We start from the raw sequence: 11,348 nt of genomic DNA on the forward strand, positions 1-11,348 counted from the left end.
TGCATCACGGTTGCAGCGCCCGGCGTTCGGGTGCGTTCAGGTAACCGGTGGTCACGCTGAACTCGGCGCTGGCACCGGGCGCGAGGCTGCGCACGTTGCCTTTGGCGAGTTCGGCGCGGTAGCCCTCCGGTTCGCAGGTGGCCGGCAAGATGAAGGCCGCCACCTGCTGATCGGTGTTATGCAGGATCCAGCGCGCGGCATGTTCAAATTGCCGCGGGCTGTAGCGGGTGTAGAACGCCGCGCCGTCGGGATGATCAAGGAAGAAGTGCGCCTGTCCCTGAGCGTCGCTGCGCACGTCATCGAAGAAGCAGACGATCTCCGGGTCATACAGCGCGGGCGAGTCGAGCACCTCGAGGCGGGTCGGGTCCTGGCTGAGCTCGGCGATATAGGCGTTCCAGGCTGGGGTCGGCCGCACATGGGCCGGCACGCTGGCGCGTACCCGTGTGCGCTCGCAGCCCAGGGGCTGGGTGAGGCGCGCGCCGTCGACGTAGGCGTAGTTCATGTGCGCCATGTACATCAGGTCCATGGCCTTGCCGGCCAGATTGACCACCTGCATGCCGGTCTCGAACAGCCCGCTGGCCGGGCGCAGGGTCACGCTCGGGCTGGCCCGGTAATGGTCGCCGAAACCCTGCACATATTCGTAAGTGCCGCCGAGGCGCAGATAAGCGCCGTGCTCGTCTTCGCCTGCCTGCAGCCAGGCATCGTCCATCGGCGCGCAGGGCATTTCGCCGTGCAACGCATGATCATCCTCGGGCCCCGGGCAACCATTGCGCAGCAGCCCGCTGTGAAACATGAAACAGCCGTAGGTGCCGATCACGCTGGCACTGGGCCGCGGCTGGGTGAACATATTGAGCATGGTCAAATCAACGCCGTCGAATTCGGCCGACCAGATCATTTGCCCCTGCCAGGGCAGGATCACCAGCTTGCCGCGACTGTTTTCCAGTGACAGCGCCTTGACCCCGCTGGGGTAGGTCCAGGCACGCACGCTGAAATTCGCTGATTCGAGCAGCAGCCGGCTGGTCTGGTCCCAGAGCTGAGGGTAGAGGGGCAGGCGCAACGCTTCGCTACTCATTGCGCCACCGCCGTGGCCGAGCCACCCAGCACCGGTTGCGGCTGACGCATGCAATACACTGCGTACATCACGATGGCCACGAAGCACAGCAGCGGCACGCTGTAGGCAATCTGCATGTTGCCGCCATTGGCATCGCTGAGCAGGCCCTGGAAGATCGGCATCACGCCACCGCCAACGATGCTCATCACCAGCAACGAGCCGCCGACACCGGTGTCCTCGCCGAGCCCGTCAATGGTCAGACCATAGATGGTCGGCCAGCAAGGCCCGAGAAACACACTGACCCCCACGGCGGCATACACCGCGGTGATGTTCGGCACCAGGATGGTGTAGGCCAGCAGCACGATGCACAGCACGCCATACACCGCGAGAACTTTGGCCGGGTGCATTTTGCGCATCAGCAGGTTGGCGATCATCTTGCCGATGAAATAGGCAGCAAAGGTGGTCAGCAGGAACCACGAGGCACTGCGCTCGTTCATCCCGCCCATTTGCATGGCCAGGCGAATGGTGAAACTCCACACCCCGACCTGCGCGCCGACGTAGAGGAACTGCGCCAGTACACCGAAGCAGAAGCGTGGATTGCGCCGCAGGCGGCCGAGGCTCTGGCCGATGCTCGCCCGCGGTTCGCTGACGGTGCCGTTGCCCTTGCACGCGGGAAAGCGGGTGATGGCGATCAGGATGAACATCAATATGAGTACCGCGATCATCCATTTGTACGGCAGCAGGGTCGACTGGATCATTTGCAATTGCTGCGCCGCCGCCTCACTGGCGCTCATCTGGGCCAACTGTTCGCGCGTGGCGTCGGTGTCCTTGAACATCACGAAGCTGCCGACGTACACCCCGGTCATGGCGCCGAATGGGTGGAAGGTCTGCGAGATGTTCAGGCGCCGTGTGCCGGTTTCCCGTGGCCCCATCAGTGTCGAATAGGTGTTGCACGCGGTCTCGAGAAACGACAGGCCGGCGGCGATGACGAACAGTGCCATCAGGAACATGCCGTACTTGGCGGTCGACGCCGCTGGAAAGAACAGGGCGCAGCCGAACAGGTACAGCATCAGGCCGATGAGGATGGTGGTCTTGTAGCTGAAGCGGCGCACCACCAGTGCCGCCGGAATGGCGACGAAAAAGTAACCCAGATAGAACGCCGACTGGACGAAAGCGGTCTGGAAGTCGCTGAGCAGGAAGGCCTTCTTGAAGTGCGCGATCAGCACGTCGTTCATGCTCGCGGCCGCCGCCCACAGGGCGAAGATGCTGCAGAGCAGGATAAAGGCGAACCACGGCGTGCGGTTCAGGTAGAACCCGTCCGGGGTTTGTTGCAGCGCAGGCTTATTCATTATTGTTCTCCGCGAGATGCTGGTGAGTGTCAGTTGGTCGATGCATCGAGGAAGCGCGCAAACGTGGGCGCATCGGGGTAAGAAGATTGCGTGCCGAGGCCGGTGACCGAGCAGGCCGAGTAGGCCACCGCCTGGTGCATGGCCTGGCGAATATTGCCGTCCTCGCTCCAGTGCCGGGCGAAGCAGCCAATGAAGGCGTCACCGGCGCCGGTGGTGTCACGCGCCTGAACCTTGACCCCTGGCACCTGCCACTCGCCTTCGGCGCCGACGTACAGCGCCCCTTGTTCGCCCAGGGTGACGATGACGTGGCGTACGCCCAGCGCAACCAATTGGCGGGCAGCCTGAGCCGCTTCCTCGGCGCACGTCACCGGCTGACCGCTGATCAGAGCCAGCTCGCTCTCGTTGGGGATCAGGAAATCCAGCTGCGCCAGGTGCTCGCGGCTCAGGCCGGCCAAGGCCGGCGCCGGATTGAGCAGCACCGGGATGGCATGCCGGTGAGCGAAGGCGATGGCGTGGTAAACGGTCGCCAGCTCGACTTCCAGTTGCAGCACGATCAATGCGCAATCGCGCAGCTGTGCCTCGGCGCGGTCGATATCGGCCGGGCTCAGGTGGGCATTGGCGCCTTTGACGATGAGGATGCTGTTATGGGAGTTCTCCTGGACGAAGATCGGCGCCACGCCGCTCGACACGCCCGGCACCCGTTCAACGAAGCGCGTATCAATGCCCAACCGTTGAAAATTGGCCAAGGTGGTATCGGCGAAAGCATCGTCGCCGACCTTGCTGAGCATCAGCACGTCGGCACCCAGCAGCGCAGCGGCGGCGGCCTGATTGGCGCCTTTGCCACCGCACCCCATGGCAAAACGCGGTGCTTCGAGCGTTTCGCCCTGGGCAGGCATGCGTTCGATGTAAGTGATCAGATCGACCATGTTGCTGCCGATGACTGCAATCTTGCTCATTGTTATTTTGACCTCACCAGCGCCGACGGATGCCTCAGCGGCTTTATTTATGTTATTTAAATAACATTTTCTGTGAGGATTCAATCTTTATTTTTTGATGTGAGCGCGCGCTATCAAAACGCCTGCAAGGCGTTTCGGTGGCGGTTCCGGATCAGAGGCAGGGAAATCGAGCGACTGCCTTCGCCGCCTTATTGCGGTTTGAATCCGGCAATGTCTTTCTCTGGATGCTCAACGTTCTGTCTATTCCAGCCACAATCCGCTCGTCTTTTTGTATGCATGATTTCGAGGACAAACAGAGTACAAAGGGCATAGCAGTGACGCTGCTTTACCTTGGTTTTCGTGTTTCACGGGGTTGTGACCAAAATGCATGCTTTGGGCGATAACAGCCCGTCAGACGGGCCTGACCAGACTTACAGCCCTCTCACTTTCGCAAATGAAATAAGTCACCAGACAATCGGCTTATCGTCCCAGTCCCAAAAGGTCCCGCTGTCGGCCGGTCCATGCGCGCCCACCACCTCAATGATGCGATCCGCCGAGAAAGCAGGTTCGAACAGCTGGCCTTCGGGCACGTTCGCCTGGAATGGCTGAGACAGCTCCGTGTCAGTCGTGCCAGGGTGTATTGCCAGGACAGTAGAGGCCGGATTCAGGCGTTTCAATTCGATACTGGCCGTGTGCAGCAACTGGTTCAGCGCTGCTTTGCTGGCTCTGTAGCTGTACCAGCCACCCAGGCGGTTATCGCCAATAGAGCCAACCCTCGCGGAGAGCGCCGTGAAGGTAGAGGGTTGTTTGCGCAATAGCGGGAGTAGGTGTTTGAGCAGCAGGATCGGTGCAAAGGTGTTGGTCGCGAAACTCGCCTGCAGGCTCGCAAGTGTCAGTTGTGCCAGACCCTTTTCTGCTTTCGCACCGTCCTGATGAAGAATGCCAAGCGTACTGATGACGAGGTGCAGATGATCGCATCCATCAAGCGTCTCGCTCACGAGTGTTTCGAGGGATTGTTCGTTGCGCGCGTCGCAGTCGACTCGTTTGATGCGTTGGCCATATTGCTCTGCAAGCGTTGCCAGCTCTGTGGAAGTGCTGGCTTGTCGCGCGACCGCCCATACCTGAGCCACATCATCGCGAGCAAGCAACGCCGCGCACAAAGCCAGGCCGATACCTCGGCTGGCCCCGCATATCAGCACGTTAGCCTCGCTGTTCAGTTCGGGTATCAAACTCATAAGGCACCTTGAGGAGCATGGTTGAAGTGTTTTTGACTTCGGGGCAAGACATTACGTTCAGGCGGGCGGTTGCTTGCCAATAGGGAGCTCAACGAAAGGGGGCTTATGCTGGTGTGTCGGCCAAGAGCCACAGTAGGAAATTCAAGAGCTGTATTCATGCGATATACGCTCAATACTTCATGGTAGAAAAATCATGAGAAAAGGGGAGGTCGTTATCGCAGAATCCTCCCAGCACGATAGCTATCCGGCCGACTTCTGCTACAGAATAATCCACTCATCAACCAGCGGAGGTTCTACGCTCCCGGAGGCGACTGGATCTAGCAAGAGATGGAAATTGCGATTGAATGGACTTTCAGGGAGAACATCATGATAGGGGGATATCTGCTGTACGCGGTCTTGGGTATTTACGTGTTGCCCGTCGGCTTTACCATGCTCTATGCCTGGTTGATGAGCAGCAAAACCGGTGTGCGATTCGAATTAAGCTTTGCCGAGGTGTCCAAGAACTTCAGGCACGTGATCCTGTTCGGCACGCTCTTCGGGGTTGTGCTTTGCCCTGTCGATTATTTTCTTCCAGCAACTCCAGCTTTCAACCTCTACGTGTGCGCGCAGTTGGTGCTGCTCATCGTATTCACTCTACGGATGAGTTACTCGGCGGTGGTCTTGCCTTCGGGAGCGAAATCGCCAAGAACCAGGCTTGCCTACGGCACGATACTCGCGACAGTCATCCTGATCTGCCAACCCGCTCTCTACATTGCGTGGGCAATCTTGCGAGTCGGTTGAGTGCTCGTTTACACAGATTGCTGCCTGTCGCGAGGGGCCGCAAACGGCCAAGAGCGGACGCCTACGACCGATCTCCCCGTGCGCTGATTGTGTTACCAGGCATCGAAGCTCAATGCGAATCATCAACCCGCAAAATCCTGCTGGGCATCGTGAAAGTAAACCGACCGTCAAACATTCATCTAATGTTATGCGAGGTTGGCGAAGCAGCCGGATTCACGCCGTGCTCATCATTTTCCAGGAAGGGCTTTGATGCGAAAACGTTATTTGATCGTGATTTTTGTGATATTTGCCATTGAGTGCCTAGTCGTGGTCGATAAGCTGATTTCGTCTACGTGGCCCGAACAGTTGGAGGTGGCTGTCGGGACGTTTTCCGTCAAAACAGGTGGGCGAGACGAGTACTTGTCAATCTCCAATGAGCAGGGGGCTGTTGTTCTCAGTTGCTCTCTGGGTATGAGTGGCTCGACGCGATGTTTTTCGCAAGAGCAGCTTCAAGCTTTGACCGGTAGGCGCGTAACAGCTCATTGGTATCGTCAGTCAGTTTATGGCGGGATTAGGAGGAACAAGCTGGTTGCACTTGATGACGGCGAAAAAATCATACGTGATCCAGAAAGAACCAAATCTTTGGATCGATCTAAAATAAAAAATTCGGCCATTGTTGGCGGTGTGGTTGTAGGTGTTATGTTTATCGTGTGGGGCGTATTTGTACTACGAGTGCGAAGTCAGCATGACGTCACCCATAGCTGAGGATGTAGTGACTGGCGCGACCGCTTCTGGCCGACAGGCGCCTGTCATTCGCGGACGCAGAACTACACATCGTTCAGCGGAGCAACTATAAACCCTACCGCCTCGACAACAACCGCGCCAACCCAGCCGTCACCACGACAGCCAGTAAAACGGCAGCCGCGATAGACAGAAGCGCGCCCCATTGCAAGATGGAGTACCTGAGGGTCAGGTAGAAACTCACCACCCCGACGGCGCCAATGGCATTGCCGCGGATTATTGCCGCCAGCTCATAACGCCCGCCTTGCACGTGAACGAACACTGCAAGTGGCCAGGCGATCACCGGGATTGGCGCGAGCAGCCCACTGATCACCGGTCCGAGCCAGGTGGCGCTTGCGGTAATCGCCAGCAGCAGAAGGGTGGCGGTCAGCATTCGCATCGGAATGACCCAGCGCGGCAGTGCCACGTATGACGCTACGTCCGGCGGTGTCTGTTTCGAGGTGGCAACGATGATCAGCGCAACCATCAGCAGCGTGAACATGATCGACAGCGCCAGTAAGCCCAACAGGTTCATCAAAAAGGCCATTACGCCATACACCGCGAGGGTCAGGATGCATCCCGTCAACGCTGAAACGCGTCGAGTGGCCAGAAAATAAAACAGGTAAGTCGCCTGAATCGCAGCCAGCCCGGCCAGTGCGCCGGGCACCGCCATCGAGGCGAATTCAGTGCCTTGCTCGAGGCTGAGAAACAACATGACCAGCGCCGAGGTTATCGGCAGGCCGGAAAGCAGCCCTGCCACGCCGGTGCCCCAACGCCTGGCCGCCAATGAAATGGCCAGCATGAGCGCGGGGGTGATGAGTAACTTGAGGTAGAAGGCCGTCATGCAGAAAACTTCACATCCGAAGGTGGGCTGAATGCTAAACCTTTTGGCGGTGGGTAACGATGTGTGTCAGCGCTTACTCCATCGCTCGATAGCCAGAAACAGAAAAGCCCGGCGAACCGGGCTTTCTGAAAACGGGCAGTGCTTATTTAGCGGTCTTCAGCTTGATCACATCACCAGAAACGGTGGTGGTGTAGCCGTTCAGGACCCAGGCCCAGAACCACTTCTCCTGAACTTGGGTATTGATCAGCGCATCGCCACCCTTAGCCTGGATGGCGCTGTTCTGCGCACGAACGAAACGGTCGTTCTGACGAATCGGGATCAGACCGAACAGCATCAGGCCGGTGGCGCTTGCTTCACTGTGACCTACGACGGTGTATTGGCTGCTGTCGTATTGCGGGGTTTTCATAGGGGTGCCGGTGCAACCCGCCAGAACCAGACCACATACTGCAGCAGCGACGACTTTGCTAAATGACTTCAAGGTGAAACTCCATGGGAAAACCCGGACCCACGTCTCGGGCGGCGGTACTTTACTCGTCGGGTTCATGCTTGAGGTAATTTTCTACAATTTTGTCACGCGGCTCTCAAAATTGCGCATTCGCCAGGGCACGCCAGCGATATCGCCCGCGCCCAGCTGCTGAATCATGTACGATTCTGATAAACCAAGGAGATCACTCAAGCGCCATCGCTGATTATTGGCTGAAAAGACTACGACGCAGAGCACTTGCACCATTATTGCGATGGATAACGAATACAGCCAGTGATTCTGCTGTGTGTCATATCGCGCAAAACCAGACTTAGCTTGCGCCGACTATTTGATCGTCCAAAATATCAGCAGCGGAATATTATGCAACGAATGTTTGGATGGTTAAAAAAATCGCAGGATCGGCCCTCGCTATGAGAAGCTTTGTAGCCATGTCAGGCTGGTCCGCAGCTTACTCTGTAGGCTGCAGTACTTTTCGTACATGACCTGAAAATGTCGCCCCTCGCTGCCTAGCCTCATAAAAGAGAAATTTTTATAGGCCTGCCGGCGCAATCGTTGACCCAAGGAGAAGTCCATGCTGTTTCGAATAGTTGAGCTCACACAAGGCAACCTCAACAATAATCACCTTTACCTCTCCAACGTCATAGATTTTTTTCCGGCAGAATCCATTGGTGGTCCGAATGAAATTGAGCTCGGCGCTCTACTAGAGATCCACTGTGGCATTGCAGAACCAGTTTTTACGGATATTGCAGGTGACAAAAAAATTTTTAGAAAGCGCTCTTGGGTAGGGGAGTTTTTCAAGTGCCATGCCCTTTCTGCAGGTAGCCGGATCGTAATTGAAAGAACCGGGGATAATCGCTATCACCTTTACCCTGTGCGGGCTTAATGCTCAAGCAAACCAGTCACGGTACCCAGTGGCTCGGCTCGCTCGACGGTAGCCACGACCAGCGTCTGCTATGGAGCCAAGCTTTGTGAAAACCCCGCCGAGTAGTTCAAGACCTGCGGTTTAAAACAGTATGAGTCGGTAATAGCTGGCCTCACTCATTAAGCTTACCAGCCAGCAAAATGGCCGAACAGCGTTGCCATGCGTTTGATCTAGGCATGAACAGCGGAACTGCGTGAGCTGGCAGTCGCCCACGCTGCGAGAGCATGGATAAAGGTATCAATAGAACCATTTTCCCATTCCAAAGCCCCCGGTCCACAGGGAGACGACGAAGAGGCTTCGTTCAGCAAACGCTCCTCTGCGAAATCCATAGCGAGCGCGCTGTTAGCAAAATGGCTTTTCGCGACTTCCGGCTACACTACAGATGTCATTCCAGCCTTGGATAGCTTACCGTGAGCGCACTGGACATCACGTTTAGCCCTGAAAAACGATTACACTCAAATGGCGCGTTCGCTCTGACAACGTCCCTCACCGTTCATGTCGTTGTTGCGCCTGGCTTAGTCGCGCTTTCCAATTTTTCGTCTATACCAATCAGAGGTTTACTGCATGACAATGGATGTTATCAAATAGCTTCATGCGCGTTATACGCTAGCAGTGCCGCCTAATTAGTAGTCATGCCTTTTCACAGGAGATTGGATTCCATGCTCAAAGCGATTCAGACTCGGTATAAAGGGCACAAGTTCAGATCCCGTTTGGAGGCCAGATGGGCAGTATTTTTTGATGCCGCTGGAATTAAATGGATATACGAGCATGAAGGTTTTGTGATTAACAATACGCCATATTTACCAGATTTCTTTTTGCCAGAGTTTGGATATTTCGAAGTCAAGGGCAAGCCTGAGTATAATCATAACCTAATGCAGGAGTTTTCGAATCAATCTGGCGAGATTGTTATTCTTGCTTTTGAAGAAATACCCTTTCTTGAAAACGGAAATGGGTATCTAAAAGTTCTCACCCCAAATTCATATCATGACGGTGGCGACCTAATGTTTTGGGGGTATAATGATATGTTTCTGCAGTGCGATGGCTGCGGAAAAATCACAATCCAAAACGAAGTTTACGACACAATTAAAGGCAACTGCTGCGATGGCTCCCGAGAAATATCCATTGAGCACGCATTACTAAAAGCTAGGGAAGCGCGATTTGAGCATGGGGAAAAACCTAATACTTAAAAAGTGGTTTGAACAGTTCGCTTCGCTCACTGGGATGGGTTAAAGCCAGCCCCTTAACCAAGAGTTAGGAGTATTATGGGAACTACGTCTGAACGCTGGGAACGCTTTCTCGACCCTGATGCGGTAAAACCCTCTCTTTTTCTAGCGACAATGTTCATCACAGCATTTGAGATACTTAAAAACTCGGCAATTGATCGCCTGCGCAATTTTTATACAAATGGCTTTGACGAAAACGGCCCAATAATCAGCCCTGAGTACCAGAATAGAGTTTTGTATCGCAATAAGAGCGTGCTTTATGCATCATTTGATTGGCTGCAAGAAAGTGGAGCCATAGACAGTAAAGATTTGGAGCAGTACGAAAAGCTCAAAAGAACTAGGAATTTGTTAGCGCATCAACTATTTGAAGTGGTGACCGGTCTGGTTGAATCTAAGCATGAAGCTCATTTCGAAGAGCTATTAGAGCTACTGCGAAAAATAGAGGTGTGGTGGGTTCTTAACCTTGAAATTGCCACCGATCCAGATTTTGACGGACAGGAAATTGATGAGACAAGCATTGTTCCTAGCTCTATATTGTCATTACAGATGCTTATTGAAGTGGCGTCTGGCAATACTGAGCTTCTTGAGCACTGGCGCAAAGCGCAAAAGCAACACGGAGCAGACGGCAAGAATGCATATACGGACCCACCCCAAAAATAGTGGGCGAAGCTTTTGATTTACCACTGCCGTCTGTGATGTGACGGTTGCTTGCGTAGAACCGGCCTTCACAGGCACGCGAAGCCCTGGCCATTTTGTAGTTCGTGCAGCGCGAGGCAACCTGGATCACCACTCGACTTTTAGGCACTCGACTAGCGCTATTGGCCGATTTCTGCGGGTAGAGCTCCTCAATTTTACAGGTCAAGTACGATGCTAGCGACTGGCCGGGTCGAATCCAAATGGGCTTCGTCTGAGAATCAGTGGCCTATCTTTTCTGATTGGCAGGAAATTTGGGAAGTCTAACAAAATATAGCATTAGATTCACTTAGCCAAGAAACCAAAGCATTCGCTTACTGAACGCTGTTGGTTCAAAGTTAGCGAGCAGACGAAGCTCGCGTCCGCCCCATTGATCTACATAACTCAAAATAATGAATATATGGAGAATGAGAAACACTATTTTTTATCAATCTTATAACCCTCCAAAGAAACCTCAGACGTGCAGTTATAAAGCGGAGCAGGGCTAAATCCTACGCTTTCTAATTCCTGTGTGTTCCAGACTTTTGCTTTAGCAGCCAAATAAAGCATGCCCAACGTTATAGGAATCTTGCCGCGCCTGTCCTTGCTTCGCCTGAAGGAAAAAAATCATATCCCTCAGGTACAAAATACCTGTAGGGATCATACTTATCTATATTTATGGAAAAACGCTCAAAGAACTCGGGCATCAGCTCATTGGCATCATCCCCTTCGATGCCCAGCTCACGATTAATATCAGTGGCCAGGCTCAGAGTTTCAAATGCATCATTGCTGAATCCAAACACTTCTTGAATACATTTGACTATGTCGTTCAGCAGCTCATAGTCCACGCTCTCTTTATTCATTCAGAACACCTGATCCTCAGCGCATATAATAGCATTGTATGCGACAACGGTTTTATAGCCTATGAGTCCTAGATTTCGACTCCAGTGCGTTCAGGTAGCAGCGCCTGGAGTTCCTCGACAAGATGCTTTCACGCTGACGGCATTCTGCGGAGTCGGGTGCGGTGTTTCCCTTGCAAATGGGTGCGCGTGTCACTGAAATAGATCGCGCTCGTTGCATGTTCAGCCCCGTTT

The 11,348-nt window shown here is 54.5% G+C and carries 11 protein-coding genes and 2 pseudogenes; 6 read left to right on the forward strand and 7 right to left on the reverse strand.

All coding sequences use genetic code 11. The annotated features are described in order from the left end of the window. Positions 1-4: 4 nt before the first annotated feature. The 4 genes from JOE29_RS24100 to JOE29_RS24115 form a co-directional block, all read right to left on the reverse strand. On the reverse strand, positions 5-1,072 hold the full coding sequence (locus tag JOE29_RS24100; protein ID WP_210079937.1) for an aldose 1-epimerase family protein: 1,068 nt from the start codon (positions 1,070-1,072) through the stop codon (positions 5-7). After that, positions 1,069-2,400, reverse strand: coding sequence for an L-fucose:H+ symporter permease (gene fucP / locus JOE29_RS24105; RefSeq protein ID WP_003415888.1), 1,332 nt, complete (start codon positions 2,398-2,400; stop codon positions 1,069-1,071). Before fucP ends, JOE29_RS24100 begins: the two co-directional genes overlap by 4 nt. Before the next feature lie 29 nt (positions 2,401-2,429). Beyond that, complete coding sequence (gene rbsK / locus JOE29_RS24110) at positions 2,430-3,356, reverse strand: ribokinase (RefSeq protein WP_063313230.1); 927 nt, start codon at positions 3,354-3,356, stop codon at positions 2,430-2,432. A gap of 443 nt (positions 3,357-3,799) precedes the next feature. Continuing rightward, positions 3,800-4,570: an SDR family NAD(P)-dependent oxidoreductase gene (locus tag JOE29_RS24115; protein WP_210079938.1), complete on the reverse strand. Its 771-nt coding sequence runs from the start codon at positions 4,568-4,570 to the stop codon at positions 3,800-3,802. A 327-nt stretch (positions 4,571-4,897) separates the two neighbouring features. Between JOE29_RS24115 and JOE29_RS24120 the strand changes: the two genes are divergently transcribed. Together JOE29_RS24120 and JOE29_RS24125 are read left to right on the forward strand one after the other, a co-directional pair. Beyond that, entirely contained in the window at positions 4,898-5,350 is a 453-nt protein-coding gene (locus tag JOE29_RS24120; RefSeq protein WP_044312739.1) for a hypothetical protein, read from the forward strand. 249 nt (positions 5,351-5,599) lie between these two features. After that, the gene (locus JOE29_RS24125) at positions 5,600-6,094 is read left to right on the forward strand and encodes a hypothetical protein (protein ID WP_044312740.1); all 495 of its coding nucleotides are present in this window, start codon (positions 5,600-5,602) and stop codon (positions 6,092-6,094) included. A 94-nt stretch (positions 6,095-6,188) separates the two neighbouring features. On the opposite strand, the gene JOE29_RS24130 is transcribed toward JOE29_RS24125, so the two are convergent. Both JOE29_RS24130 and JOE29_RS24135 read right to left on the reverse strand, forming a co-directional pair. After that, positions 6,189-6,953 (reverse strand): hypothetical protein, encoded by a 765-nt coding sequence (locus JOE29_RS24130; RefSeq protein WP_210079939.1) that lies wholly within the window; start codon positions 6,951-6,953, stop codon positions 6,189-6,191. A 142-nt stretch (positions 6,954-7,095) separates the two neighbouring features. Continuing rightward, positions 7,096-7,431 carry a hypothetical protein gene (locus JOE29_RS24135; protein ID WP_005745763.1) on the reverse strand — a complete coding sequence of 112 codons (336 nt, stop codon included), beginning with the start codon at positions 7,429-7,431 and terminating at the stop codon, positions 7,096-7,098. A gap of 117 nt (positions 7,432-7,548) precedes the next feature. Here JOE29_RS24135 and JOE29_RS25535 point away from each other — a divergent pair. From JOE29_RS25535 to JOE29_RS24150, 4 genes and pseudogenes are all read left to right on the forward strand, one after another. After that, positions 7,549-7,858: pseudogene (locus JOE29_RS25535) on the forward strand (IS5/IS1182 family transposase); the annotation flags it as partial. 150 nt (positions 7,859-8,008) lie between these two features. Beyond that, the gene (locus tag JOE29_RS24140; protein WP_210079940.1) at positions 8,009-8,320 is read left to right on the forward strand and encodes a hypothetical protein; all 312 of its coding nucleotides are present in this window, start codon (positions 8,009-8,011) and stop codon (positions 8,318-8,320) included. Between the two features lie 698 nt (positions 8,321-9,018). Next, on the forward strand, positions 9,019-9,546 hold the full coding sequence (locus tag JOE29_RS24145; protein WP_210079941.1) for a hypothetical protein: 528 nt from the start codon (positions 9,019-9,021) through the stop codon (positions 9,544-9,546). A gap of 75 nt (positions 9,547-9,621) precedes the next feature. Then, the gene (locus JOE29_RS24150; protein WP_210079942.1) at positions 9,622-10,242 is read left to right on the forward strand and encodes a hypothetical protein; all 621 of its coding nucleotides are present in this window, start codon (positions 9,622-9,624) and stop codon (positions 10,240-10,242) included. Between the two features lie 450 nt (positions 10,243-10,692). Here the strand turns inward: JOE29_RS24150 and JOE29_RS24155 are convergent. Beyond that, positions 10,693-11,117, reverse strand: a pseudogene (locus tag JOE29_RS24155) (DUF1493 family protein). Positions 11,118-11,348: the final 231 nt, after the last annotated feature.

The organism is Pseudomonas sp. PvP009, assembly GCF_017832995.1.
GTDB lineage: Bacteria > Pseudomonadota > Gammaproteobacteria > Pseudomonadales > Pseudomonadaceae > Aquipseudomonas > Aquipseudomonas syringae.

What these genes read in the sequence shown, in the direction of transcription:
- JOE29_RS24100 (WP_210079937.1), bottom strand. Translation starts at nt 1,072, where the DNA reads ATGAGTAGCGAAGCGTTGCGCCTGCCCCTCTACCCTCAGCTCTGGGAC.
- fucP (WP_003415888.1), bottom strand. Translation starts at nt 2,400, where the DNA reads ATGAATAAGCCTGCGCTGCAACAAACCCCGGACGGGTTCTACCTGAAC.
- rbsK (WP_063313230.1), bottom strand. Translation starts at nt 3,356, where the DNA reads ATGAGCAAGATTGCAGTCATCGGCAGCAACATGGTCGATCTGATCACT.
- JOE29_RS24115 (WP_210079938.1), bottom strand. Translation starts at nt 4,570, where the DNA reads ATGAGTTTGATACCCGAACTGAACAGCGAGGCTAACGTGCTGATATGC.
- JOE29_RS24120 (WP_044312739.1), top strand. Translation starts at nt 4,898, where the DNA reads ATGGAAATTGCGATTGAATGGACTTTCAGGGAGAACATCATGATAGGG.
- JOE29_RS24125 (WP_044312740.1), top strand. Translation starts at nt 5,600, where the DNA reads ATGCGAAAACGTTATTTGATCGTGATTTTTGTGATATTTGCCATTGAG.
- JOE29_RS24130 (WP_210079939.1), bottom strand. Translation starts at nt 6,953, where the DNA reads ATGACGGCCTTCTACCTCAAGTTACTCATCACCCCCGCGCTCATGCTG.
- JOE29_RS24140 (WP_210079940.1), top strand. Translation starts at nt 8,009, where the DNA reads ATGCTGTTTCGAATAGTTGAGCTCACACAAGGCAACCTCAACAATAAT.
- JOE29_RS24145 (WP_210079941.1), top strand. Translation starts at nt 9,019, where the DNA reads ATGCTCAAAGCGATTCAGACTCGGTATAAAGGGCACAAGTTCAGATCC.
- JOE29_RS24150 (WP_210079942.1), top strand. Translation starts at nt 9,622, where the DNA reads ATGGGAACTACGTCTGAACGCTGGGAACGCTTTCTCGACCCTGATGCG.